The sequence below is a fragment of the Sphingopyxis sp. 22461 genome (assembly GCF_052044915.1).
Taxonomy (GTDB): Bacteria; Pseudomonadota; Alphaproteobacteria; order Sphingomonadales; family Sphingomonadaceae; genus Sphingopyxis.
Window position 1 is genome coordinate 104,507 of record NZ_JBQENY010000006.1, and the last position, 23,810, is coordinate 128,316.

The window sequence follows — 23,810 nt, forward strand, 5'->3', positions numbered from 1 at the left end:
GCAGGCGGCCACCGATCGGCGCGGCCGGATAAACTGAGCACGTGAAACTTTGCCGGGCGGCCCCTCAGGGGCGGTTCATCGCCGGATGAACAACGCCACCGTTGCGCTGGCGGCACTCGCCCCCGCGACGATCAGGAACACCAGCGACGTGTCGTGATGCGTGTCCATGAAGCCGCCGATCAGCGGTTCGCCGAGCCCCGCGAACAGATAGGCAAAGAAGTTCATGATCCCGATCGCGGTCCCGGCCCTTTTGTGCCCGACGAGGTCGGGGCACAGCGCCCAGAAGGAGGACTGCGGGCCGTAGACGAAGAAGCCGCACAGGAAGAGCGTGGCGAGGCCGAGATACACGTCGCTGGCGGGGATCGTGTACATGAACAGCGAGGTGACGGTGGCGAGCACCATATAGAGGACGATCGCGAGATAGCGTTTCGACCCGAAGACATTGTCGGATACCCAGCCGTTGGTGGCGGCCCCGATCGCCATCCCGACGGGCAGCGCGACGCTGATCCACTGAGGATCGATGAAGCTGTTTGATGGAGCCGCTTCCCCCGCACCGCCGAGGAAGTGCACCGGCACCCAGACGAGCAAACCGTAGCGCGCCGAATTCTGGAAACCGATGGCAAGGCCGCCGAGCAGCAAGCGCCAGTTGGAAAGCACCGCTTTGTAGCGCGCCCACGAACTCTCGTCGTCGGCGACATCGGGGGCGGTGTCCTCGTCGGCGACATCGTCGTGCGGCGACTGAAACCCTAAGTCTTCGGGGCGTTCGCGCGCAATCAGATAGAAGGCGATACCCCCGACCAGCATCAACAGCACGGGCAGGCGAAAGATCCAGCGCCAGTCGAGCTGCAACACATGGACGACGATGATCGAGGTGACGAAGGACAGCACCGACGCCATGCCCGCGGCGAACACATAGAATCCGAACACCTTGCCGCGTTCATGCTTGCCGAACCAGTTCGACAACAGCCGGCTGCCCGGCGCCCAGCCCATCGCCTGGAAATAGCCGTTGAGTCCCCACAGCGCGCCAAGGCTGAGCACGCCCGTTGCAAAGCTCGCCGCCCAGTTGGCCATGCACGAAAGGATCGCGCCCGCGCTCATCACGCGGCGGCCACCATATTTGTCGCCGAGGTTGCCGTTGATCGCCTGCCCGATCGCATAACACCACAAAAGTGCCGCGCTGACCCAGCCCAGCGTTTCTTTCGACACGCCGAATTCGGCCTGGATGCCCGGGATCGCGAACCCGAAGGTTTGCCGACCGGTATAAAAGAACAGATAGCAAAACATCGCCGCAAACAGCATACGATGCTGCGCCTTACGAAATAATATACTACTATCTGTCAAGTTACGGAGTTCCGTAACACCTTTTTGAACCACGTTCATTTGCATCTGTCCCGTGAATAGGCACTTTATGTGCTCTCTATTTAGTGATTCTTGTGCAGTTTTTATGACAAAATATTAAATATTCCAGGGAAGCGACCACGTCCGGACGTTGGTAAAGCCCTTCATCGCCTCGACGACGCCTTCCTTGTCGCCCAGCCCCGAATCCTTGATCCCGCCAAAGGGCGACATTTCGATCCGGTAGCCGGGGACCTCCCAGACATTGACCGTCCCGACCTCGAGCTCGGCGACGAAGCGCGTGACATAATCGAGGCGGTTGGTGCAGACGCCCGACGACAGGCCGTAGGCGGTCGAGTTCGATATCCGGATCACCTCCGAAATATCGTCGGGGCAGCGGACGATCGGGATCACCGGGCCAAAGGTTTCCTCGAACACCAGCTCGCAGTCGGCCGGCACATGATCGACGACGGTGGGCGCGAACAGTGCCCCGCGCCGCGGCGCGCCGTGCAGGATTTCCGCGCCGCGCTCGACCGCATCGTTGACGCGGTTTTCAAAGAGGATCGCCGAGCGTTCGTTGATGACGGTGCCGACGTCGGTCGACGGATCCATCGGATCGCCGCTTTTCAGCAACTTCGCCTTTTCGGCGACGAGTTTCGCGAAATCATCGGCGACGCTGTCGACCACCAGGATTCGCTTTACCGCGGTGCAGCGCTGGCCCGAATTCTTCGTCGCCCCCGCCACCGCAAGCTCGGCCGCCTTGTCGAGGTCGGCGTCCTCCATCACGATCAGCGGATCATTGCCGCCGAGTTCGAGCACCTTGCGCTTGTAGCCCGCGGTGTTGGCGATGTGCTTGCCGACGCGCACCGAGCCGGTGAAGGTCACAAGGTCGGCATCGGGATCGGTGATCATCGCGTCGCCCATCGTCGACGGATTGCCCGTGATGACCGACAGCATTTCGGGCGGCAGTCCCGCCTCATACAGCACGTCGGCGAGCGCGAGCGCGGTGAGCGGCGTGAGCTCGGTGGGTTTCAGCACCACGCGATTGTTGGTCGCGATCGCCGGCGCCAGCTTGTGGCTGACCATGTTGAGCGGGTGGTTGAACGGCGTGATCGCCGACACCACCCCGAGCAGCGGGACGCGCGTCGTGAAGATCTTGCGCTCCTTGCCCATCGGCGAGATGTCGCAGGCATAGATTTCGCCGTCGTCCTTGATGGTGAGCTGCGCCGCGAACGACCAGACGTCATAGGCACGGCTCGCTTCGTAAAGCGCGTCCTTCCAGCACAATCCGGTCTCGGCGACGATCAGCCGCGCGAACTTCTCCTTGCGATCGCGCAGCAGTTCGGCGGTGCGCTGCAAGATCTGCTGGCGCTCGTAGCGGCTCAGCTTCGGCTTGAACGCCTTGGCGGTGCGGAACGCCTCGCGGACATGCTCGGGCCGCGCCGCCGGGACGGTGCCGGTCAGCGTATTGTCATAGGGATTGCGGACCTCGATGACGTCGTCGGTCCGGACGAGTTTGCCGGCGATGCGCATCGATTCGAGGCGAACGGGCTGGCTGGGGCTGGTGTGGATGTTCATCTCAGCGCACCAGGTTCAGCGCCATGTCGAACGCGTCGAAATTGCGCAGGACGCGATCGGGGGCCACCTCGGTCGGGCGGTTCGAGATCAGCGGCACGGTCTGTTCGGTCAGCCCGCCATGGCTGCGCAGCGGTTCGGTCAGGCCCGAAAAATCGTGCCGCGCGGCCGTCGTGCCGAGCACCTTGTGGCGATCGCAGATGACGACGACGTCGCCGATGCGGTCGATCGGCAGTTCAAAGCGCTCGCCTGCTTCCGCGGCCGAAATCGCGACCGTCACGCCCGCGACCGCGCCCGCGATGTCGATCACCGACTGCACCTTGTCGGCATCGACATAGACGGTCGCGAAGGACCCGAGCGCGCCGTGGTGCGCGACATAGGGATCGGTGATCGGCAGGATCACGCGGGCGGTGCCCGCGCCGAGCGCCGCATCGAGCACGTCCTGAAGATAGATTACGTCGGGTTGCTGGTCGCTGTCGTGCTTGTCGTTCATGCCATGGTCGGCGGTGATGACGATCGTGCAGCCGGCGGCATCGAGCTGCCCGACATAGCGGTCGAACATCGCATAGAAATCATTCGCCGCCTTGGCCCCCGGTGCCGCCTTGTGCTGCACATAGTCGGTCGTCGACAGATACATGAGGTCGGGGCGGAAGCTGTTCTGCAGCTTGACGCCCGCGGCGAAAATGAACTCCGAGAGGTCGGCGGAGTAAACGTTCGGGAGCGGCAGGCCGACGAAATCGAGCACGTCCTCGATGCCGTTTTCGGCCTTGGTCGCCTGATCCGCCTTTTCCGACGAGAAAGCGATCGCGGTGCCGCCCTCAAAGTCCAGCCCCTTGCCCAGCAGCGTGCGCAGCTTGTCCTTGGCGGTGACCACCGCGATCTTCATCCCGGCCTGCTGGGCGGTCGCGAAGATGGTCGGCACGCGCAGGAACTTCGCGTCGTTCATCATCACCTCGACGCCCGCCTCGCGGTCATAGAAGAAATTGCCAGAAATGCCGTGCACCGCTGGCGGGCGGCCCGTTACGATCGACAAATTGTTCGGGTTGGTGAAGGTCGGAACCACCGACAGCGCGGTCCGGTTCGTTCCGGTCTTCAGGATGCGGTCGAGGTTCGGCGCGACCCCCGCCTCGATCGCGGCCTCGATATAACCGGGTTCGGAACCGTCGAGGCAGATGACGACAACAGGCCGGTCAGGATGCGCGTAGGCGCGGCCGTTGACGACGAGGTCGGCGGGGGTGGTAGGCATGTTCACAAATATTCTCCTCAGGCCGCGCTGGACAAAAAGGCATCGCGGGTGCCGATAAAATTGCGCCCTCGCTCGCCGTCGAGGGCATCGTCGATCGCCGCGAGCCAATTCTCGCGCGTGACGCCGTAATCGGTCGCGTCGGTCGACACGCCGAGCCCGGTCAGGAAGGCGTCGAGCCGGTCGGCGCCCGCGGCGAGGTCGGCGCCGAATATCCGCGCCAGCGCCTGGTCGCAGGCCGCGTTCTGGCCGATCGCGCTGCGCATCACGGCGGGCAGCATGAACGAGCAGGCGATCCCGTGGACGGTGCCGTGGTGCAACGTCAGATAATAGGACAGCGAATGCGCGAGCGCGGTCTTGGTGTTCGAGAAAGCGAGCCCCGCAAAAAGGCTGGCGCGCGCCACGCGGGTCCGCAGCTCGAGATTGCCAAGGTCGTCGACCAGCTTGGGCAGCGCATCGATCAGCTCGCTCGCCGCGAAAATGGCGTGGTTGGCCGAGACAGGGTTGGCGTTGACGTTCCAGATGCTTTCGAGCGCATGCGACAGCGTATCGAGGCCCGTCGCCAGCGTCAGCCCGCGTGGCACCCCCAGCGACGTGGACGGGTCGATGATCGCGTGCTCGGGATAAAGGTCGGGGCGGTTCAGCGAGTATTTCTTGCGCGCATCGGTGTCCCAGATCGTCGCCCAAGAAGTGACCTCGCTGCCGGTGCCGAAGGTGGTCGGCACGGCGATGATCGGCATCGCTTTCACCGCCTCGGCGCCCTTGCGACCTTCGAGGTAGTCCTGGACGTTGGCGAAGTCGCCGCTCGAGACCGCGAGCGCCTTGGCCGAATCGATCACCGATCCGCCGCCGAACGCGACGATGACTTCGGGGGTCGTCGCGGCGGAACCAAAGGTGCGGCACAGGCCGCGCAGCCCGTTGAAGCTCGGGTTCGGCTCAACCTCGCGCACTACGACCGCGGGGGCGCCGACACGGGCCGAAATCGCCGCGACGATGTCGTCGAAATAGGGATGGTCATTATAGGTGACGAGGCAAAAGCTGCGGCCCGCAACCTTGTCGCCGACCGCCGCCACGGCGTCCTCGCAAAACGTCACCTCGACAGGATTTCCATATTTCCACGAAACGGACATCGGCGCTTTCGTCCTCCCTTTGCTCTTGTTGGAGAGCCTTGAAGCCGATGCGCGTCAGATTATCCAATTGATAGTTTTCGCTGTATCTATATAAAAAATCTATGAGGTATACGCAGCTCCGATCCTTCCACGCGGTCGCCGAAACCGAGAGCGTCACCGCCGCGGCGAACCGGCTGAACATCAGCCAGCCGACGCTGACCACGCAAATCCGCCAGCTCGAGGAGGAATATGCGGTCGAGCTGTTCGTGCGCACCGGGCGGCGGATGCGCCTCACCGACGCCGGCCGCGAGCTTCAACAGATCACGCGGCGAATGATTGCCGACGAAGCCGACGCCCGGCATTTCCTGACCGAGAGCCGCGAGCTGCGCACCGGCCATCTCCGCGTCGGCGCGGTCGGACCTTTTCATGTGACCGAGATGCTCGTCGCCTTTCACGCCCGCTATCCCGAAATCGAAATCTCGGTGTCGATCGGCAACTCGAACGTCGTCCTGCGCAACCTTCTCGAGTTTGAATCCGACGTCGCGGTGCTGGCCTATGTCGAAAATGACGACCGGCTCTGGTATTCCCAATATAGCGAAAGCCCGATCGTGGCATTCGGGCGCCGCGACCATCCCCTATTCGCGCCGGACCGCGACCATATCCGCATCGCGGACCTCCATGACCAGCCGATGGTGGCACGCGAACATGGCTCGAACACCCGCCGCGCGAGCGACGAGGCCATGGCGAAGGCGAATGTGCGGCCGAAAATCGTGATGGAGATCGGCAGCCGCGAAGCGGTGCGCGAGGCGGTCGCGAGCGGCGTCGGCTTCGGTTTCGTCTCGAGCGCCGAATATATCGCCGACGAACGCATCCGCAGCCTGCCGGTCGTCGATGCCGAAATCTTCAACTATGCCCATATCGTGTGCCGGCAGGACCGGTTGCAATCGCGCCTGATTTCCGCGTTTCTGGATGTCACCAGCGCATTGCATTCCACCGAGCACCGATCCTTGGCTGCTACTGGCCGATAGCAGACAATTTCTTTCGGCCTCTTTTGTGCGAGAAGCAGCCGTCCGCGATCTTTGGCAATGAGGCAGTATGCGCACGAGACTAAGCATTTGCGTAAAGAAGGCCTCCTATCGATCGGAGGAGGAGGCGCTTGCTGTGGTTCGACGCTCTGAGTTGCAGCTCCGGATATACCGCTGCGATCGCTGCCGGCTGCTCCACCTAACGAGCCGTACAAAAGGCAAGCTTTCTCCTCGATGAGGCTCCCCTCGCCAGTGGTCACGCGCACGCCGCAGTCGCGAGGAACCGGCAGCCGTCAGCGGTGACGAAACGCGACCGGCGTCGCTCCCATAAATCGACGAAATCGCCGGTTGAATTCCGAGAAGTCGCCGAAGCCCGCATCGAAAGCCACCTCGCTCGCGGGTGTTGTCTGGATGAAAGCGGTACGAACTGGGAAGCGTGCTGGCGGAACCAATGCCGTGCCCGCCTGTTCCAACATCCAATGGGACCGATTTTCGATCGACCGCAATCATTCATGGAAAAACATTCACTTCGCGTCATCCATCGCCTTGGCTGGCTGGCCTGCATCCTGATGACGGCGCAGCCTGCGCCCCTGCGGGCGCAAACGACATCCGCGGCGCAACCGGGCGACACCGCGGTCCAGCCGCTCATCGATGCCCGCAAATTTGACGAAGCCGAAACGATCCTGCGCGATCGCCTGAAGGCGCATGTCACAGCGGACAGCATGGAGACCGCCGCGGCCGCGGGCGACACCGAATGGCTGGCACTCCTGCTCGCCATGACAAAGCGCGCCGAGGAAGCCGAACCCCTGATCCGGTCCGCGGTGCGAACACGCGAACAGCTGGGCGACGACAGGCTGACGGGCCGCAGCCTCAACCGCCTCGCATCGGTCCTGCTCGAACGCGGGCGGTATGAAGAGGCCGAGGCCGCAGCGCGGCGCGCCATAACCCTGCTCTCGGCACCCGGCCTGGCCGACGACCGGCTGATCGCGGCTTGGGGCAATGCCGGACGGATACTCGAAGCCCGCGGCCGGCTTCCGGAAGCTATTACGGCCTATAGCGAAGGGGTCGGCGCCGGTCGGCGGATGCTCGGCGACGGCAATGCGGTGGTCGCTGCACTGCAATCACTGCTCGCCGATGCCGAAGCGAAGATGTCGGCCTATCGCGAACGCTCCGCGGGGCAACGCCGCAAGGTCGATGCGGTCGCGGACGCGACAGGCCGCGACAGTGTCGAAACCGCGCGCGAACATTATTTGCTGTCGCTCTATCTGGCGCTGCAGGGCGACATCGCAGAGGCCGAAACGACCGCGGAACAGGCCTATGCAATCCAGGCCCGCGTGCTCGGGCGCGATCACGCCGACACCCGCGCGTCGCTCTACCAGCTTGCCACGATACTCCGCCGCGGTGCGGAAGCGCGCGCTCCCGCCCATGAACAGCAAGGCGATTCAGCGCCGCCAGCCCCGGCGAGCATCGCCATGGTCGGCGATACCGAAAAGGAGATCCGCGAACTCATCGATGGCGGCAAGTTCGTCAAGGCCGAAGCCGCGGTTCGGGCACGGATGGCCCGGCGTTCAGCCGGGGACCGATCGCCGGGCGCGGCAACCGACATGGAGACGCTCGCGAACATTCTCTATCTGACCGGCCGCGCTGACACCGCCGAAACGCTGATGCGGAACGCCATCGGCATTCGCGAGCGGCTCGGCGACCGCGCCGCGCACGCCGCGGCGTTGCGGCGGCTCGCGCTCGTCCAGAGTGTACGCGGCCGCTATGCGGAGGCCGAAGCCAGTGCGCGCCGCGCGATCGAACTGCTCACGCCGTCGGATGGGGAAACGCGATCATTGTCGGCGGCGTGGGGCACCCTGGGCGAAGTGCTCGCCGGGCAGCGCCGCCGGCCGGAAGCCTCGACGGCAATCCAGAAGGCGATCGAATATGGCAGGCTCGCACTCGGCCCCGAGGACCCTTTCGTCCTCGAGGAATATAATGATTTTGCGCTGAACCTTGAGGAAATGGGCGACCTGCCGGGCGCCGAGGCGATCTGTCGCCGTAATCTCGAAACCCTCGTCCGCACGAAGGGGCGCGAAAGCCTTGGGTCCGCGCGAACGCTCGCCTTGCTGTCGACCAACCTCGACCGTCAAGGGCGGGAGCTGGAAGCCGAGGTCCGGCTGCGCCAGGCGATCGCGATCCGCGAGCGCCACCTGGGAGCGGGCAATCCCGACACGCTCCGCTCGCTCGGCAATCTCGTCGGCCTGCTCATCAAGAGCGCGAAATATGACGATGCCAGCGCGCTCCAGGCACGCGTCATCGCCTTGCGTTCCGCACTTCCCGAGAGCAACCTGGAAGAGAATATCGCCGACCTCGGCCGAATGGGCGCGATCCTCGCCAAGCAGGGCAAGGCCGAAGCTGCGATCGATTATCAGCGGCGCGCGCTGGCGCGCGCGGCCGGCTCGCTCGATCCCGGTCACCGCTATGTCGCGATCGCGTCGATGGAACTGGCCCGATCGATCGCGCGCAAGGATCCCGCTTCGCCCGAATATGTCAGCCTTATGCGCGGTGCGGTCGCGCGCGCGCGCGCGGAACGAACGCGCGTGCTGTCGGCGCGGGATGTGGCGGGGGCAAGCGCGGGTGAGCGCGCGGTCGCCGCCGCCGTCAGTGAAGGCGGCTGGTCCGACGCCTCGGGGGCCGGCACCTTCGCGCTGGCGCTCACCCTCTACGCCAATCGGGCGACGCAGGTCCGGAGAGAGGAAGCGAAGCTGCGATCCGAATCCTTCCGCATTGCGCAGGATTTGACATCGAGCGCATCGACCCGCGCGCTGGCCGGTATCGTCGCCCGCGAAGCGCTTGGCGATACCCCGCTCGCCCTGCTGGTGCGACGCCAGCAGGATCTGGCCTCGGAAATCCGCGACCTCAACCACACCCTTGGCACGGCCATGATCGGCGCACCCGACGCCGCCGAAAATTTGAAGGACAGGATCTGGACGCTGGGCCGGGAACTTAGTGAAATCGAGGCCCGGCTGCGTCGTTCCTACCCCGATTACGCGCGCCTCGCACTGCCCCAGCCCCTGAGCGAAGACGAGGTGCGCCGCCGTCTGCGTCCGGGCGAGGCGCTGCTTCTCGTCACCGAGGGCGAACTTTATGATTTCACCTTTGTCGTGACGACCAAGGGGGCGGGCTGGCACGCGGTGCCGCGGCTGCAATCCTTCCTGCGCGGCACGATCGACGCGTTTCGCTGCGAGGTCGATCCCCAGACTTGCAGCGGCATCTGGACCGCGTCGCCGCTGTTCGAGCGCCGCTACGCCTGGGATCTCTATCGCTTCCTCGTCCAACCGCATGAGCCGCTGCTTAAGGATGTAAAGACCCTCTATGTGACGACTTCGGGTGCGCTCGCCGACCTTCCCTTCGCCGCCTTCATCACCGCCGAACCCAATGGCCCCGACTCCGAGAAGGCGCTCGCCGCCACCCCCTGGCTCGGCGATCGATTTGCGATCGTTACCCTGCCGTCGGTCGAATCCTTGCGGACGGGAAAGCCGCGGTCGGCCGGGCGAAACGCACGCCCCTTCATCGGTTATGGCGCACCGGTGCTGGCCAAAGCGGGGAACAAACGGGCCGCTGCCACGGGACTCTCGCCACGGACCGGAGGGATCGGCGGCACCCTCGCCGATCCCGAACGCCTGCGCGCGCTTCCTTCGCTTCCCGGCACCGAGGTCGAGCTGAACGCGATGGCGCGCGCGCTCGACGCCGACATCGACGCAATCCACCTCGGCCCCGATGCCACCGAGACCGCCGTCCGAACGAACACGCGATTGCGCGACGCGCGCATCGTCGCTTTTGCCACGCATGGCATATTGCCCGGCGAGATCGAAGGTTTCGCCGAGCCCGGCCTGATCTTCACGCCCCCAGGCCACGCGACATACGCCGACGACGGTATATTGACCGCCGCCGAAGCCGCCGAGCTCGACCTCTCGGCCGAGTGGGTCATTCTGTCGGCCTGCAACACGGGAACGACCGAAGGGCCTGGCGGGGCCGACGCCCTATCGGCGCTGGCACGTTCATTCCTATATGCCGGCACCGACGCACTGCTCGCGAGCCGCTGGCGCGTCGGCGATAGGGTCACGGCTGCGCTCACGGTCGAAACACTCGTCAACGCGGCGCGGAACCGGAAGGCAGGCAAGGCGGCTGCCTTCCAATCGGCCATGCGCGCGATCCGATCGGGCAGGCGCGAAGACGGCACCGTGGTGGAAGGCTGGACCAGTGACTGGGCGCATCCCGCCGCTTGGGCGCCATTCACCCTGATTGCGACGGACAATTGACACAGGGCTGAATCCCCGAGTCCGAGCGTCCGCTTATATTTTGCTAATTTGGACCACGAAACATGGCCGTTTTCTGGTGAACGCCAAATGCTGCCTGCTGTGCAGAGCCGGACGCAAACACGGCGGCTATTGCGGCGCCCCCGCCAGCAAGGTCGTGCGAAGCCGGTCGATCGCGGCATCATCCAGGCCAATCCCCTCGCGAACATAGAGGTCGAACGAGCCATAGCGCTTATCGACTTCGGCAAAGGCCGCCTCGATGTAGGCGGCGCGCACGGTCAAGACCGGCTCGAGATTTTCCCGCGCGATCGGCGTCGGCAATCGGGCGAGCATGGCGATTGTCGCTTCGTTCTTGGCGCGCAGATAGTCGTTGCTGGCAAGATAATCGGCCATCACCGTTTCGCGCGGCACGCCGAGGAGGGTCAGGATCACCGCGCTCGCCCAGCCCGTGCGGTCCTTGCCGGAGGTGCAGTGATATAGCGTCGGTCCGGCGCCTTCTGCACTGATGCGGGAGAGCAGCGTGCGATAGGCGCTGCGCGCGCTGTTCAACGAGACGAAATCGCGGTTCGCCTCGGTCAGCATCTCCGCGCCCTTGCCCGCCGCGATCGTTGCCATCGCCTGACGCATGTCGCCGCCGACGCTGCCCTTGCTGTCCGCGACGACGTCGAGCAAGAGATGCTCGGCGCCAGCGGGCAGACGATCGGGTTCATGGCTGCGTTCGCTTGCGGTGCGCAGATCGGCGACGAGCGCGAGGCCCAGATCGCCCATCGCACCGAGGTCGCTATCGCTGAGGCGGTCGAGCTGATCCGAACGGTAGATCATTCCCATCTTCACCCAGCGGCCGTCGGCCGTGCGATAGCCGCCGATATCGCGCAAATTGGGGACCGTCCCCAGGTGAAGCCCGCGGTCGGCGATGACCAGCGGCGCGCCATGATCGGGAACGAGCGCGAAAAACCAGCGCTTGCCGGGGGCAAGGCCCGAAACGTGGATACTGCCCGTAGCATCGCCCTGTCCCACCGGTTTCGTCCGGTCGCTCACTGCGGAATCGGTGCCCGCATACACCGTCACCCGGCCCGCGCCCGGGGCCGACCAGTTGATCGTGCCATCCGCCGATACGCTGGCGGCAGTGAAGGGAATGACGCCCGGCTGTTCGGCAACCGCGCCGGCGACCGGCCGCTTGTCGACCGTCGCACATGCCGGCAGCGTCAGGACCAATGCGGCTGCAAGCGCCGCCCGCCACATCCGGTGATCGTCATTCCGCATTTTCAGCTTCCTTCCTGCGCTCAGCCGCGCTGCGACGAGATGTTGCCGCCATCGACGACGAGTTCGGCGGCGGTGATGTAGCTCGCTTCGTTCGAGAGCAGGAAGCGCACCACGCGTCCGATTTCCTCGGGCACGCCGATGCGTTCGAGCAGGATCCGTTTTTCGAAAAAGCCCTCGGGCAAATTGTCGACCGCGGGCTTCATCATCGGCGTCATGATCTGGCCGGGCGACACCGAATTGATCCGGATCTTGTCGCGCGCCAGCCGGTCGGCGAGCGAGCGGACGAGCGAGAGCATCCCGCCCTTGGCCGCGCTGTAGATCGGGTTCATCGCGTTACCGAGCGTCGCGTTGATCGAGGTGATCGCGACCACCGCCGACCCCGGATTGGCGGCAAAGTCGCCGTGGAGCTGCTGCGTCAGCAGCGCGAGCGGACGCAGGTGCGTGTTGATGCCTGCCGCCCAGCTTTCGGGCGTGATTCCTTCCAGCGAGGCGGTGTCGACGATGCCCGCGGCGTGGACGAGCCCGCCCAGCGCACCGAGCGCATCGCGGCTGGCGGCGATCGCGGCCGGATAGGCGTCCAGATCGGTGAGATCGACGCCTAGGCCGATGGCCTTTGCGCCGAATTCCCGCGTGATCGCCGCGGCCTCGGCCTCGGCCTTGCCGGCATTGATATCCCAGAGCGCAACCGCCCGGCCAACCGCAGCCAGCGCGCGCGCCGAGGCGAGCCCGATCCCGGACGCCCCCCCGGTGACGATGACGGCGGTCCCGGGCGCGCCGAGCGCGGGCGAAAGATCAGTAAACGTCATTGTGGAACAATCTCCATGATGCGGGCCATTCTAATTTCTGCGCCGATTATCCGTGTCATCGGGCCGGCGCGACCGGTGACGGCCCCTGCTTTCCGAAAAAACCGTCGAGCTTCAAATTGCTGACGCGCGGTGCGCCACCGGCGACCGAAACCCACATCACATGATCGACGACCGCGGGATCGTCTGGCGCGCCCCCCGGTATGCCGCCCGTCGTACCGAGCTGGATATAATCGTGGCCGCCGCGCGCTTCATAGGCATATTTGTGGTAATGCCCCGCGAGCATGGTGTGGGGACGGCCCTTGAGCAGCCCCTCGATCTCGCGGAATGCCGGCGAATCGACCTTCCACGCCGGCCGATGCATGAGCACGAAGGTCCAGCGCGCCTTGGGGCTTTTCGCCAGCGCCTCGCGGACCATCTTCACCTGATCGGCGCTGAACGCGACATTCTCCGAAGCGCGGAACTTGCCCGCCAGCTCGGCCAGCTTCGGGTCGCTCGCGAACAGCGCCTCGGCCTTTGCGGGATCGCCGTTGATCGCCTTGAACACCGACATCATCGCATCGGCGCCATATTGCTCGACCAGTTTCGCCCGCGCGATTTTCGGCTGGGGCGGATCCTCGGTGTTGAGGACGAGGAACAGCGCGCCCTTGTAGGTGAAGCTGTAATAGTCGGCGCCCAGACGCTTGCGCCATTCGCTCCGCTGCACCTCGTTGGTCAGGTCGTGATTGCCGGGCACATAGAAGAAGGGAACGCTCAGCCGGTCGATCGCGGCATTGACCTCGTCCCATTCCTTGCCGAGCTGCGCCCGATCCTCGCTATTGCCCTCGATGAGGTCGCCGATGTTGATGACGAAATCGGGGCGCAGTGCCTCGACCTTGTCCATCGCATCCTCGAACACCCCGGGGCGATGCTTGCCGGTGCGGTCGCCGATGACGACGAAGCGAAACTCATCGGCGCCGCCCGCGAAATCCTTTTGCGTGCGGGCGACGCCGGGCGTGCCCGCGCGAAAGTCTTTCGCCCCTTGCCCGGCGCCGATGGCGACGCCGGACAGCGAGAGGGCGAGCACGCCGCCGAGCAGCAAGGCCGCATATCGCATCGCGAATCCCCTTAGAATTCGAAGCTCAGATCGACACCATAGGTGCGCGGTTCGCCAAACAGCGCGCCGGGGCGGCCGATGTTGAACTGCGTGACATAATATTCCTTGTCGGTGAGGTTGCGGCCCCACAGAGCGACACGAAGGCCGTCCACGCCCGGAATATCGGCCAACGTCAGCCGCGCGTTGAGCAGGCCATAGTCGCCAACGATAAATTTGCCGCCCGAGATGCTCGAGCTGACGTACTTGTCGCTCTGCATCGTGTAGTTCACATTGGTCGAAAATGTCCCAACCGGCGTCGTCGGCAGATCATAGTTGACGTCCAGCCCCAGCGAGTGTTTCGGCGCGTTGGAGAAGCGGAAATTGGCCGAAATGTCGTTGCCCGTCGCGTCGACGATCTCGTCATATTGCGCATCAAGATAGCCGTAGTTGATCGAGAAACGCAGCGCGCGAACGGGCGCGAGCGTCAGATCGGCCTCGATGCCCTTCACCGTCGCCTTGCCCGCGTTGAGCACGTCGGTGATCCGGACATTGGTCGGATCGGACTGCACGTTGATCTGGATGTCCTTGTACTTCGACTGGAAGGCCGCGACGTTGAAGCGCAGCTTGTTGTCGAGGAACTGGCTTTTCATGCCGAGTTCGTAGGACCAGAGCGTTTCCGAATCGAACCCCTGGTTGAAGCGCGGGATCGAGCTGGCGCGGGTATTATACCCGCCGGACTTATAGCCCTTCACCACCTTGCCATAGACATTCACATTTTCGGCGAGGTCGTAGGCGAGAATGACGCTGGGGCTGAAATCCTTGAACTTTCGGCTGCCGTCGCCAACGCCGGGCACCGGCACGATCGGGCCATTATTGACCTGCGTCTGGCGTGCGAGCGTCGCTTCGCGCTTGTCCCAGCTCTGGCGCGCACCGACCGTCAGGTGAAGACGCCGGTCGAGCCATTCGGGGGAATAGGTCACCTGCCCGAATAGCGCCCAGGACTCGTTCGCGATCGTGGTGGTCGTGAAGCTGCGCGTCCGTGTCGGCGGGCTGAAGCTGTTGCTGAAATTGTCGCCCTCTTCGGAGAACCAATAGCCGCCGACGACATATTCGAGCTGGCGATCGAGCGCGTCGCCGACAAACTGAAGCTCCTGGCTCCACTGATCCTGTGTGGCGCGGCTGCTGTTCTTCTGAAGCGGCGTCGGGCCGAGCACGCCCGTCAGATAATCCTGATTCTGGAAGTTATCGAGCTTGCGATACCCCGTGATCGAGCGGATCGTGAGCGATTCGGCGGCGTTCCACTCGCCGATCAGGCTGTGCCCCTCCGACGTCACGTCATTGGCGAGCAGGTCGCCGACCAGCGGGCTGCCGGCCTTGGGGCGCGGCGCCTTCAGCGGATGCAGCGGCGAGAAAGCGACGAAGATCGGCGTGTCCTGAATCTCCGAACGATCATAGCTGTAGCGCAGGCTGATCGCGTCGGCGGGTTGCCACAACACATCGGCGCGCATCGCCTGGCGATCCTTGTCGCCCCAGCGCTTCACCCCGGTGCCGGGGTTCTTGACGAAGCCGTCCTGCTGGATGTTCGCGTAGGAAAAGCGCGCCGCCAGCGTGCTGCCGATCGGCACATTGACCGCGGCCTTGAAGCGGCGATTGTCGTAGTTGCCGAGCGTCACCTGCCCCTTGAAGCCGAAATCGCCGAGTTCGGGCTTTTTGGTGATGAAGTTGATCGCGCCGCCCGTTGCGTTGCGACCATAGAGCGTGCCTTGCGGCCCGCGCAGCACCTCGACGCGCTCAAGCTCGGCGACTTCGAGCGCCTGCCCCTGGCTGCGCGCGACATAGACGCCGTCCATATAGACCGCGACGCCGGCATCCTGCGTGATCTGGTCGTCGCTCAGGCCGACGCCGCGCATGAAGATCTGCGTCGTCGCGGCGCTGTTGGGGTGCGGAGTAAGCTGAAGATTGGGCACGTTGGCGCGTAGGTCGGTGAGCCCGCTGATCCCCCGGGTCTCCAGATCGCCGGCGGTGAAGGCGGCGATCGAGATCGGGGTGTCCTGAAGCGATTCCTCGCGCTTCTGTGCGGTGACGACGATTTCGCCAAGGCCCGACGCCTCGTCGGGTGCGGCATCGGCGGTCTGCGCCAAAACGGGATGCGCCGCGGTCATCGCGAGCGTGCAAAGCAGCAGACGGACCCGCGGCCCGGAAACCTTATTCATCGTAATCCCCTCCATCGAACATTCGGGCGAGCGATCGCCTCGTTTCACGATTCTACCTTCGTGTAGGTAGATTTCTACCTTCATGCAGGTAGATTGCAAGCAGGATTTGATTGCGCCAAAAGGGAGCGCGCTTCACAGGCGCTGACACGAAAGGTTTTTGAGCATTGAGCATGAAGCCCATCAGGCACGCGCGCGGCGAAGCGACGCGTCAGGCAATCCTCGAGGCGGCCGAGACGGTTTTCGCCGAGGTCGGCTTCACCACGGCACGGCTGGAGGACGTCGCCGCCGCGGTCGGCATCCGCCGCCCGTCGATCGTTTATTATTTCTCGAACAAGCAGGAGCTTTATGACGCGGTCGAGGAGGACATCTTCGCCTCCATGCACCGCGAAGCACTCGGCCACATCGCACTGCACGACAAGCCGATCGACAAGCTGCTCGCGCTGCTCGACGGGTGGCTCGACTTCCTCGTCGCGCGGCCGACCGCGGCGCGGATCATCCAACGCCTCGTCGCCGACGTCTCACCACGCCGCGGCGACCCCACGCAATTCTCGAACATATTGCTGCGCGATGTCGAGATCGTGGTGAACGAGGGCGTGGCCGTCGGCGACTTTCGTCCGCTGCCGCCGATGCATGTCGTCAACGCGGTGGGGTCGAGCTCGCTCTTCTACGTGTGCAACAGCAAGCAACTTGGCTCCAACCGCAGCTACGACGCCGCCGACCCCGCGGAACTCGAAAGTTTCCGCGAGCTGCTTCACTTGCTGACCCGCGCAGCCGTCGCCCCGGCCACGCCCGGCTAAACGCCATGGCAAGGCGGCTTTTGCCGTTACCCGGCCAACACCGGTGTCAGGGCAGCACGGCGGCGCGTGCGAGCTTGTGCAGCAAAGTCCTGAAGACCGCCTGATCCGCCGGATCGGACGGTTCATAACGCCGCTGTTCGCCGACCTGACGGCTGTTGCAGACGAAGAAGAGAATGCCGCCAGCCACGCCGTTGATAAAGGTCATCGTCGAAAGCGGGACAAACACACCCTGCGCGATGCCATAAGCCAGCGTCCGGTCCATGTCTTCTAGCGCGACAGAAGAGAACTCCATCGGGTTGCCCTGCTGAACGGCGGTATCGGCAACGAGGCGCTGAAGAATTCGGGCGGCCGTCGGGCGACCGACGAAGAAGTCGAGCCAGGCGTCCAGATGGGCGAGCAACTTGGCGGTCGGATCCTCGACATCCGCGGTTCGCGCCTCGCAAGCCATGTGCATAGCCTCGAAAATGCGCTGCTCGACGGCGTCGTACAGCATCTTTTTCGTCGAGAAATGATGAAGCAGCGACGGCCGGCGAATGCCGACCGCATCGGCCATATCCTCGAGGCGCGCGGCCCTGAAGCCTGTCGCGGCAAACACCCGTTCGGCTTCGTGCAGGATGGCCTCGCGGGTCGCATCCGCGCGCTCCTTGCGCGTCGACGGGATCGGAATCGTCATATGCATCGCCGCTATTTGGCGCATCCGAATGCCGCTTGCAAATCTCCCTTCCCCGATTACAAATTCACCTACTCATTAGTAGGTGAGTCGACGCGGGAACAAATATCCGCGCAAAACGGGAGGGAGAGCATATGTCGATAGAAGGATTGCGCCTGTCACGTATCGCACTCGCGGCCTCGGCCGCGACCTGGCTCGCGGCAACGCCCGCGACCGCGCAGGAAAGCACGGAGAGCGAGAATATCGGTGTCGCCGACATCGTGGTGACCGCCCAGAAGCGTGAAGAAAATCTTCAGGACACGCCGATCTCGATGGTGGCGCTGAGCGCAGAGACGCTCGAAGAAAAGGGCATCGGCTCGCTGTCTGACCTCTTCACCGGCGCGATCCCGTCGATCCGCATCGCGCCCTTCGTCGGCCGCGTCTCAGCCGTCAGCATCGGCATGCGCGGCCTCGTCCCGGTCGATGCCACACAGGTCAGCCGTGATCCCACGGTCGGCATCTATATCGACAGCGTCTATCTGGGCCGCGTGTCCGGGCTCGGCATGGAGCTTGCCGACATCGAACGCATCGAGGTGTTGCGCGGGCCGCAGGGCACGCTCTTCGGCCGCAACACGATCGGCGGCGCGATCAGCGTGGTGTCCAAAAAACCGACAGGTGAAGCGAGCGTCGACCTCAAGGCGGGCATCGGCAACTACCGCGGCCGCTCGTTCGCCGCGCACGTCAACCTGCCCGAAGCGGCGGGCCTCAGCGTCAAGGTCGACGGGGTGTTCGAGGGGCGCGGCGGACTGGTGGAAAATCCGCTGGGCAGCGCGCTCGACTATGGCGAGGTCAAGCGATACGGCTTCAAAATCTCGGCGCTCTGGCGCCTGGCCGACAATCTGTCGCTGCTCTATGCCTATGATCTCTCACGCGACAAATCGACGGGCTATTATCATTACATCACGGCTTCGACGCAGTCGCCCGCGGTCACGCCATCCTTCATCAAGCTCGATACCGGCCGTGTGCGAACCGGGCGCTTCGGTTTCCCCGTCTTCCGCAATCCGCAGGAGGCCAAGGGGCACAGCCTCACCGCCGAATGGGATGTCAGCGACGCGCTGACGATCCGCTCGATCTCGGCCTGGCGCAATCTCGATTCGACCCAGCTCGACACCGACGAGGGATCGAACACGACCTGGGGGCCGAACCGCCGCTTCGCCCGCCTGAGCTATGCCAATGTGAAGCAGAACCAGTTCAGCCAGGAGGTCCAGCTCGTCGGCGATGTCGGCGAACTGAAATTCGTCGTCGGCGCCTATTATTTCGAGGAAGAGGGCCAGGACGAGGCGATCGTCTATTCGCTGGGAACGCTCAATTCGACGCTGACCGGGGTCAATTTCTTCCCCGCGCCGTCGCCTGATGGCGGCGCGACCCGGCTTCCCGATCGCGCGGCGCAGGTCGATGTCAAATCCAAGGCGCTGTTCGGGCAGGCGACCTGGTCGCCCGAAGCGCTGCGCGGGCTGCATATTACCGCCGGCGCGCGCTACACCGACGATCATAAGGACGGCCGCCTTCTGTTCATCGCGGGGGTGAACCCGAACCTGGATTTCGTCTTCGATTCGAGCCGCATCGATCCGATGGCGACGATCGCCTATGACTTCAGCGAGGACATCAACGCCTATGTGAAATGGAGCCGGGCCTATCGCGCCGGCGGCGCCAACACGCGCTCGGTGATATTGCGCACCTTTGGCGAGGAGGAACTGACGGCGTGGGAAGCGGGGGTCAAGGCCGACCTGTTCGACCGTCGGCTGCGCGTCAACATCGCCGCCTATATGAGCCGCCTCTCGAACCAGCAGGTGGATTTCCTGAATCCCGTTTTCATATCGAATACCGAAACGGTCAACGCGCCCGAAAAGCGCAAGATCAAGGGGATCGAGGCCGATATCACGCTCGTTCCGGTGCGCGGCCTGTCGCTGTCGGCGAACTATGTCTACACCGACGCCCCGCCCACACCCGTGCAGAATATATTCACCGGAGTGATCGAACAGGCATCGTCCGCCTTCACTCCGAAACATGCGGCGTCCTTTTCGGCCGACTATGTCTTTCCCGCTTTTTCCTTTGGCGAGCTGCGTGCCTATGTCGGCCTCGATACCGCCGGGAATTACATCCCCAACGGCACGGTGACGGTCAAGGCGGACAAGGCGTTGCTGCTCAATGGCAGGCTGACGCTGGGCGACATCGATCTCGGCGGCGTCGGCGAGCTGGAAGTCGCGTTGTGGGGCAAGAATCTGACCAACGCGACCTACAATCTCTTCGATTTCCGCATCCCCGGCAGGACCACCGCAACGCTCTATAACGAGCCGCGAACCTATGGTCTCGAAGCCCGGGTAAAATTCTGAAGAACCCAGCCCGGCGGCGGCTTTTCCGTCGCCGGGCAATTGCGGGAGAAAAGGACATGAAAAAGGCATTATTCGGGCTGCTGTTGCTCACGCCGACGATGGCGATCGCTCAGCATGCGCCCACGGCGGCGCACACCGATCCCGCGACGACCAGGACGCGCGAGATCGCGCTCGCCGGCGGCGACAATTTCCGCGACATCGGCGGCTACCGGACGAAGGACGGTCATTCGATAGCCTGGGGCAAGCTGTATCGCTCGGCGTCGGTCGGCCGCTACACCGCGGACGATCAGGCATTGGTCCGCAAACTGGGCGTCGGGTCGATCATTGACTTGCGCTCGACGCGCGAGCGTCAGACCGACAAGACCCCGTGGATGCAGGACTCAGGCCTCGGCTACTGGGCGCGCGACTATGACCTGTCGGGCGGCAATCTGGGCGCACTGTTCGCGAAAGGTACGACGCTCGACGCCGGAACGATGCGCGGCGTGATGATTCAGGGCTATCGAGGCTTTCCCAAGGAACAGGCGGCGTCCTATCGCATGCTGTTCGACAGGCTTTTGACCTCCGACAAGGCGGTCATCGTCAACTGCACCGCGGGCAAGGATCGCACCGGCGTCGGCGTGGCGCTCGTTCTGAGCGCGCTTGGCGTTCCCTATGACACGATCATGGAGGATTATCTGCTGAGCAACAGCACGCTCGATATGGAGGCTTTGCGCGCCGATGCCGGGATGAACGCCGCGATGTCGGCGTTGCCGGCCGATGTTGCGAAACCCCTGCTTGGAGTCGAACGCGCCTATCTCGACGCCGCCTTCGACCAGATCCGCAAGGACTATGGCGACGTCGACACCTATCTGGCGCGCGAACTCGGTGTGGATTCAAAGGCTTTGCAGCGGCTGCGCAAGCAGATGCTGCGCTAGAATGAGGCGCGGGGTCAGCCGGCAGGCCGATCTCGTCCGCTTCATCCTGCGCAGCGTCGCGGTTCTCGGCTGACCTCCCCCAAAAGGGGGTGGCGGCGCGCCCGCCGACGCCGCAATCCGGGCGTCCTATCTAGTCCAATTGAGCGATGCGCGGCCGCGGCCGGGCGATAGGGTCGACACCTGCCCGCCCATCGATCGCGGCCGGATGAGGAGCAAAAGGTCATGGCCGCCAATCCCGATGCCATCGCATTCCGGAGCGCGCTCGGCGCGTTTGCAACCGGGGTCACGATCGTCACGACGCGGAATGCGGCGGGCGAAGATTGCGGACTGACCGCCAACAGCTTCAACTCGGTCTCGCTCGATCCGCCGATGGTGCTGTGGAGCCTCGCGCGCACGTCGAAGAGCATGGAGGCGTTTCAGGGCGCCGCGCATTTCGCGGTGCATATCCTCGCCGCCGATCAGGAGGCGCTCTCAAACGGTTTCGCCAAACGCGGCGCGGACAAGTTCGCCGGTGCCAAAATCGAGCGCGGCGCAGGCGACGTGCCGCTGCTCACCGGCTGTACCGCGCGTTTCCAGTGCCGCACCGCCTATCAATATGAGGGCGGCGACCACATCATCTTCGTGGGCGAGGTCATTGCTTTCGACCATGAGGACCGCGCACCCCTGCTCTTCCATGGCGGCCGCTACGCGCTTGCCGCGCGCAAGGCCGCGATGCTCACCGCCTGCGACGCCGGCGCGCAGCCCGCGGGCAGTTTTGGCGAGGATTTTCTCGGCTATCTGCTCGGCCGCGCGCATTTCCAACTCTACGGGCGGATGCAGGAAAGCTTGCGCGATCATCATCTCGACGCCACCGATCACTTCATCCTGAGCGTGCTGGGAATAAACGACGGACGCACCATAACCGAGATCGACGGTCTGATCGGCTATACCGGCGCGCACATCACCCCCGATCGTATCGCATCGCTCGCGGCACGCGACATCGTCCGGACCGATACGCCCGACCGGATATGGCTGACCGACACCGGCCGGCGTGTCCTCGTCGAACTCGCCGCCGCCGCCAAGGCCGCCGAGGAGGACGCGCTGGGCGCTTTCGACGAGAATGAAACCGCGCTGCTCAAGCATCTGCTCAAACATGTCATCCGCAGCACCGATCCCGGACTTCCTGATCCGTGGGCGGCGCAGGAGACACCGTAAACGCGACGCCCATAATGAAGGAATGCCCGAGGATGGAGAAGATACGGACAATCGCGGGGCATGGCCCGATCTCCCAGATCGCCTGGCTGACCGAGAATCTGGATCGCGCGATCGACCAATGGCGCCTCCTCGCGGGCGTGGGGCCCTGGACCGTCTATCGCAACGTCACACTCGACGGCCACTATCGCGGCGCGCCCGCGACGATCGGGATCGATGTCGGACTCGCGTATCAAGGCGAGACCCAGATCGAGCTGATCGCGCCGCACGGCACCGGCCCCTCGCCCTATCATGACGAAAATGGCCACGTGCGCGTAGGCATGCACCATGTCGCCTGGCTGGTGGATGATGTCGCGGCGGCCGCGAAGGATGTCGCCGCCGCGGGCCTCGTTCCGGTCTTCAGCGCCGAGAGCGGGGGCGGTGCAACGCGCGTCGCCTATCTCGAGGCCCCCGACGAACCCGCGATCCTGCTCGAACTGATCGAGGCGACCCCGATGATCCGCGACGGCTTCACGACAGGGACCGCCGCCGCCCGCGATTGGGACGGCAGCAACCCCGTTACCATTTTCGACTTCGCAGCCTGAGGGAGCATCATGGAAAAGGTCATTTACGCTCTGTGGAAAGACAGCGCGGAGGAAGACGCACGCTTCACCGCGCGGCTGCTGGGCGACATCGCGCCGCGGCTCGGCGGACTGGCGCACGCGGTGCGCGTCAATGTCCAGGACGACAGCGTCGCGAACGGCACCTCGCCGCGCATGACCTCGACCCGCCCGCAGATGGATGCCGTGATGCAGCTCTGGCTGCCGAGCGCGAACGACCCCGAACGCGCCGCCGTCGATGCGGTCATCGCGGACGCCGCGCCGCGCCATGCCGCGTGGCTGGCGAGCGAATCCACCATTATCGCCAACACTCAGCATCCGCCGACGCCCGGTGCGCGCACCGAAGGCTTTTCGCAGATCGTCTTTCTCGGTCTGCCGCCGCGGCTGAGCTGGGACGCCTGGCGTGATGCGTGGCAGCGCCAGCATTCGGCGGTCGCGGTCGATACGCAAAGCAACTTCGAATATGTGCAGAATCTGATCGTGCGGCCGCTGAGCTATGGCGCACCCGCCTATGTCGCGATGGTGGAGGAATGCTTCCCCGCCGCCGCGCTGACCGACGAGGCGGTCTATTTCGACGCGGCGGGCGACGCCGCGCAGCTCGCGGAGAACCAGCGGCTGATGATGGAAAGCTGCGCGCGCTTCATCGATTTCGACCGGATCGACTGCATCCCGACCAGCCAGTTCGATATTCGGCCGTTCGCCCGCTAAAGCCCCACAAATCGAAAGGATATGTCGTGCGTGATAAGGATGAATCGCTGACCTATGTTGATCCCGACGCCATCGTCCGCTCGGAGCGCGTCGAGATCGACGCCCCCGCCGCGGTGGTCTGGGAGATATTGGTCGATCTGCCCCGCTACGGCGAATGGAACCCCTTTTGCATCGCGGCGGAATCCACGCTCGCCATGGGCGCGCCGGTCAACATGACGCTCAAAAGCTATACCGAACCCGATACGGTCTTTCCCAATTGCGAATATGTCTGCGCGTTCGAGCCCGGAAAGCTGCTGTCATGGGAACTTCCCCATGCCGAAGCCTGGCCCTATCCGGCGCGGCGCGATCAGGTCATCGAGGCGCTGGGCGAGAATGCCTGCGCCTATCATTCGACCGATGCCTTTCTGGGACCCAACGGCATTCATGTGATGCGCTTTGCCGGCCCTTGGGTGAAACGCGCTTTCGACGACACCGCTTATGCGCTCAAGGCCCGCGCCGAAGCGATGTATCGGGACCGCAAAACCGCGGGGTGATCTCCGGCCTCAACCCGGACTGAAAACAGTGAAGCCGGGGGTCGCTCATTTGCGACCCCCGGCTTCACGAGATCATGGCATGCG

19 protein-coding genes are annotated in these 23,810 nt (G+C 64.3%); 9 read left to right on the forward strand and 10 right to left on the reverse strand.

All coding sequences use genetic code 11. The annotated features are described in order from the left end of the window. Window positions 1–75: 75 nt before the first annotated feature. The 4 genes from ACTJI5_RS11370 to psrA all read right to left on the reverse strand — a co-directional run bounded on the left by ACTJI5_RS11370 (window position 76) and on the right by psrA (window position 5,283). On the reverse strand, window positions 76–1,299 hold the full coding sequence (locus tag ACTJI5_RS11370) for an MFS transporter (RefSeq protein WP_440860391.1): 1,224 nt from the start codon (window positions 1,297–1,299) through the stop codon (window positions 76–78). Between the two features lie 156 nt (window positions 1,300–1,455). Next, a complete protein-coding gene (phnY, locus tag ACTJI5_RS11375; RefSeq protein ID WP_440860392.1) occupies window positions 1,456–2,913 on the reverse strand; it encodes a phosphonoacetaldehyde dehydrogenase in 1,458 nt (485 codons plus the stop codon). Between the two features lies 1 nt (window position 2,914). After that, a complete protein-coding gene (gene phnA / locus ACTJI5_RS11380) occupies window positions 2,915–4,156 on the reverse strand; it encodes a phosphonoacetate hydrolase (protein ID WP_440860525.1) in 1,242 nt (413 codons plus the stop codon). A gap of 17 nt (window positions 4,157–4,173) precedes the next feature. After that, on the reverse strand, window positions 4,174–5,283 hold the full coding sequence (psrA, locus tag ACTJI5_RS11385) for an iron-containing alcohol dehydrogenase PsrA (protein ID WP_440860393.1): 1,110 nt from the start codon (window positions 5,281–5,283) through the stop codon (window positions 4,174–4,176). A 101-nt stretch (window positions 5,284–5,384) separates the two neighbouring features. On the opposite strand from psrA, the gene ACTJI5_RS11390 reads away from it, so the two are divergent. Then, window positions 5,385–6,290, forward strand: a complete 906-nt coding sequence (locus tag ACTJI5_RS11390) for a LysR substrate-binding domain-containing protein (protein ID WP_310252493.1) — start codon at window positions 5,385–5,387, stop codon at window positions 6,288–6,290. A 290-nt stretch (window positions 6,291–6,580) separates the two neighbouring features. Here ACTJI5_RS11390 and ACTJI5_RS11395 read toward each other — a convergent pair whose 3' ends face one another. After that, entirely contained in the window at window positions 6,581–6,763 is a 183-nt protein-coding gene (locus ACTJI5_RS11395; protein ID WP_439514128.1) for a helix-turn-helix domain-containing protein, read from the reverse strand. A 36-nt stretch (window positions 6,764–6,799) separates the two neighbouring features. Between ACTJI5_RS11395 and ACTJI5_RS11400 the strand changes: the two genes are divergently transcribed. Then, a complete protein-coding gene (locus tag ACTJI5_RS11400; protein ID WP_440860394.1) occupies window positions 6,800–10,591 on the forward strand; it encodes a CHAT domain-containing protein in 3,792 nt (1,263 codons plus the stop codon). 126 nt (window positions 10,592–10,717) lie between these two features. Here ACTJI5_RS11400 and ACTJI5_RS11405 read toward each other — a convergent pair whose 3' ends face one another. The 4 genes from ACTJI5_RS11405 to ACTJI5_RS11420 are packed head-to-tail and all read right to left on the reverse strand — an operon-like array spanning window position 10,718 to window position 15,942. Beyond that, window positions 10,718–11,851, reverse strand: a complete 1,134-nt coding sequence (locus ACTJI5_RS11405) for a tyrosine-protein phosphatase (RefSeq protein WP_440860395.1) — start codon at window positions 11,849–11,851, stop codon at window positions 10,718–10,720. Window positions 11,852–11,871: 20 nt separating this feature from the next. Then, on the reverse strand, window positions 11,872–12,657 hold the full coding sequence (locus ACTJI5_RS11410) for an SDR family NAD(P)-dependent oxidoreductase (RefSeq protein ID WP_310252487.1): 786 nt from the start codon (window positions 12,655–12,657) through the stop codon (window positions 11,872–11,874). Window positions 12,658–12,712: 55 nt separating this feature from the next. Further along, window positions 12,713–13,750 (reverse strand): metallophosphoesterase family protein, encoded by a 1,038-nt coding sequence (locus ACTJI5_RS11415; RefSeq protein ID WP_439514126.1) that lies wholly within the window; start codon window positions 13,748–13,750, stop codon window positions 12,713–12,715. An 11-nt stretch (window positions 13,751–13,761) separates the two neighbouring features. Further along, the gene (locus ACTJI5_RS11420; protein ID WP_440860396.1) at window positions 13,762–15,942 is read right to left on the reverse strand and encodes a TonB-dependent receptor; all 2,181 of its coding nucleotides are present in this window, start codon (window positions 15,940–15,942) and stop codon (window positions 13,762–13,764) included. A gap of 170 nt (window positions 15,943–16,112) precedes the next feature. On the opposite strand from ACTJI5_RS11420, the gene ACTJI5_RS11425 reads away from it, so the two are divergent. Beyond that, window positions 16,113–16,739 (forward strand): TetR/AcrR family transcriptional regulator, encoded by a 627-nt coding sequence (locus tag ACTJI5_RS11425; RefSeq protein ID WP_058539011.1) that lies wholly within the window; start codon window positions 16,113–16,115, stop codon window positions 16,737–16,739. 46 nt (window positions 16,740–16,785) lie between these two features. Here the strand turns inward: ACTJI5_RS11425 and ACTJI5_RS11430 are convergent, their stop codons facing one another. Next, window positions 16,786–17,436: a TetR/AcrR family transcriptional regulator gene (locus ACTJI5_RS11430; protein WP_331458523.1), complete on the reverse strand. Its 651-nt coding sequence runs from the start codon at window positions 17,434–17,436 to the stop codon at window positions 16,786–16,788. A 107-nt stretch (window positions 17,437–17,543) separates the two neighbouring features. On the opposite strand from ACTJI5_RS11430, the gene ACTJI5_RS11435 reads away from it, so the two are divergent. From ACTJI5_RS11435 to ACTJI5_RS11460, 6 genes are all read left to right on the forward strand, one after another. Continuing rightward, complete coding sequence (locus tag ACTJI5_RS11435; protein WP_058539012.1) at window positions 17,544–19,781, forward strand: TonB-dependent receptor; 2,238 nt, start codon at window positions 17,544–17,546, stop codon at window positions 19,779–19,781. A 56-nt stretch (window positions 19,782–19,837) separates the two neighbouring features. Further along, complete coding sequence (locus ACTJI5_RS11440) at window positions 19,838–20,695, forward strand: tyrosine-protein phosphatase (RefSeq protein ID WP_440860397.1); 858 nt, start codon at window positions 19,838–19,840, stop codon at window positions 20,693–20,695. A 222-nt stretch (window positions 20,696–20,917) separates the two neighbouring features. After that, window positions 20,918–21,889: a flavin reductase gene (locus ACTJI5_RS11445; protein ID WP_440860398.1), complete on the forward strand. Its 972-nt coding sequence runs from the start codon at window positions 20,918–20,920 to the stop codon at window positions 21,887–21,889. Between the two features lie 32 nt (window positions 21,890–21,921). Next, the gene (locus ACTJI5_RS11450; protein WP_440860399.1) at window positions 21,922–22,470 is read left to right on the forward strand and encodes a VOC family protein; all 549 of its coding nucleotides are present in this window, start codon (window positions 21,922–21,924) and stop codon (window positions 22,468–22,470) included. Window positions 22,471–22,479: 9 nt separating this feature from the next. Then, complete coding sequence (locus ACTJI5_RS11455) at window positions 22,480–23,193, forward strand: EthD domain-containing protein (RefSeq protein ID WP_440860400.1); 714 nt, start codon at window positions 22,480–22,482, stop codon at window positions 23,191–23,193. A gap of 26 nt (window positions 23,194–23,219) precedes the next feature. Continuing rightward, window positions 23,220–23,726 (forward strand): SRPBCC domain-containing protein, encoded by a 507-nt coding sequence (locus ACTJI5_RS11460; RefSeq protein WP_197411498.1) that lies wholly within the window; start codon window positions 23,220–23,222, stop codon window positions 23,724–23,726. Window positions 23,727–23,810: the final 84 nt, after the last annotated feature.

What these genes read in the sequence shown, in the direction of transcription:
- ACTJI5_RS11440 (WP_440860397.1), top strand. Translation starts at nt 19,838, where the DNA reads ATGAAAAAGGCATTATTCGGGCTGCTGTTGCTCACGCCGACGATGGCG.
- ACTJI5_RS11370 (WP_440860391.1), bottom strand. Translation starts at nt 1,299, where the DNA reads ATGCTGTTTGCGGCGATGTTTTGCTATCTGTTCTTTTATACCGGTCGG.
- ACTJI5_RS11400 (WP_440860394.1), top strand. Translation starts at nt 6,800, where the DNA reads ATGGAAAAACATTCACTTCGCGTCATCCATCGCCTTGGCTGGCTGGCC.
- phnA (WP_440860525.1), bottom strand. Translation starts at nt 4,156, where the DNA reads ATGCCTACCACCCCCGCCGACCTCGTCGTCAACGGCCGCGCCTACGCG.
- ACTJI5_RS11415 (WP_439514126.1), bottom strand. Translation starts at nt 13,750, where the DNA reads ATGCGATATGCGGCCTTGCTGCTCGGCGGCGTGCTCGCCCTCTCGCTG.
- ACTJI5_RS11435 (WP_058539012.1), top strand. Translation starts at nt 17,544, where the DNA reads ATGTCGATAGAAGGATTGCGCCTGTCACGTATCGCACTCGCGGCCTCG.
- psrA (WP_440860393.1), bottom strand. Translation starts at nt 5,283, where the DNA reads ATGTCCGTTTCGTGGAAATATGGAAATCCTGTCGAGGTGACGTTTTGC.
- ACTJI5_RS11425 (WP_058539011.1), top strand. Translation starts at nt 16,113, where the DNA reads ATGAAGCCCATCAGGCACGCGCGCGGCGAAGCGACGCGTCAGGCAATC.
- ACTJI5_RS11390 (WP_310252493.1), top strand. Translation starts at nt 5,385, where the DNA reads ATGAGGTATACGCAGCTCCGATCCTTCCACGCGGTCGCCGAAACCGAG.
- phnY (WP_440860392.1), bottom strand. Translation starts at nt 2,913, where the DNA reads ATGAACATCCACACCAGCCCCAGCCAGCCCGTTCGCCTCGAATCGATG.
- ACTJI5_RS11445 (WP_440860398.1), top strand. Translation starts at nt 20,918, where the DNA reads ATGGCCGCCAATCCCGATGCCATCGCATTCCGGAGCGCGCTCGGCGCG.
- ACTJI5_RS11405 (WP_440860395.1), bottom strand. Translation starts at nt 11,851, where the DNA reads ATGCGGAATGACGATCACCGGATGTGGCGGGCGGCGCTTGCAGCCGCA.
- ACTJI5_RS11455 (WP_440860400.1), top strand. Translation starts at nt 22,480, where the DNA reads ATGGAAAAGGTCATTTACGCTCTGTGGAAAGACAGCGCGGAGGAAGAC.
- ACTJI5_RS11430 (WP_331458523.1), bottom strand. Translation starts at nt 17,436, where the DNA reads ATGCGCCAAATAGCGGCGATGCATATGACGATTCCGATCCCGTCGACG.
- ACTJI5_RS11410 (WP_310252487.1), bottom strand. Translation starts at nt 12,657, where the DNA reads ATGACGTTTACTGATCTTTCGCCCGCGCTCGGCGCGCCCGGGACCGCC.
- ACTJI5_RS11450 (WP_440860399.1), top strand. Translation starts at nt 21,922, where the DNA reads ATGGAGAAGATACGGACAATCGCGGGGCATGGCCCGATCTCCCAGATC.
- ACTJI5_RS11395 (WP_439514128.1), bottom strand. Translation starts at nt 6,763, where the DNA reads ATGTTGGAACAGGCGGGCACGGCATTGGTTCCGCCAGCACGCTTCCCA.
- ACTJI5_RS11420 (WP_440860396.1), bottom strand. Translation starts at nt 15,942, where the DNA reads ATGAATAAGGTTTCCGGGCCGCGGGTCCGTCTGCTGCTTTGCACGCTC.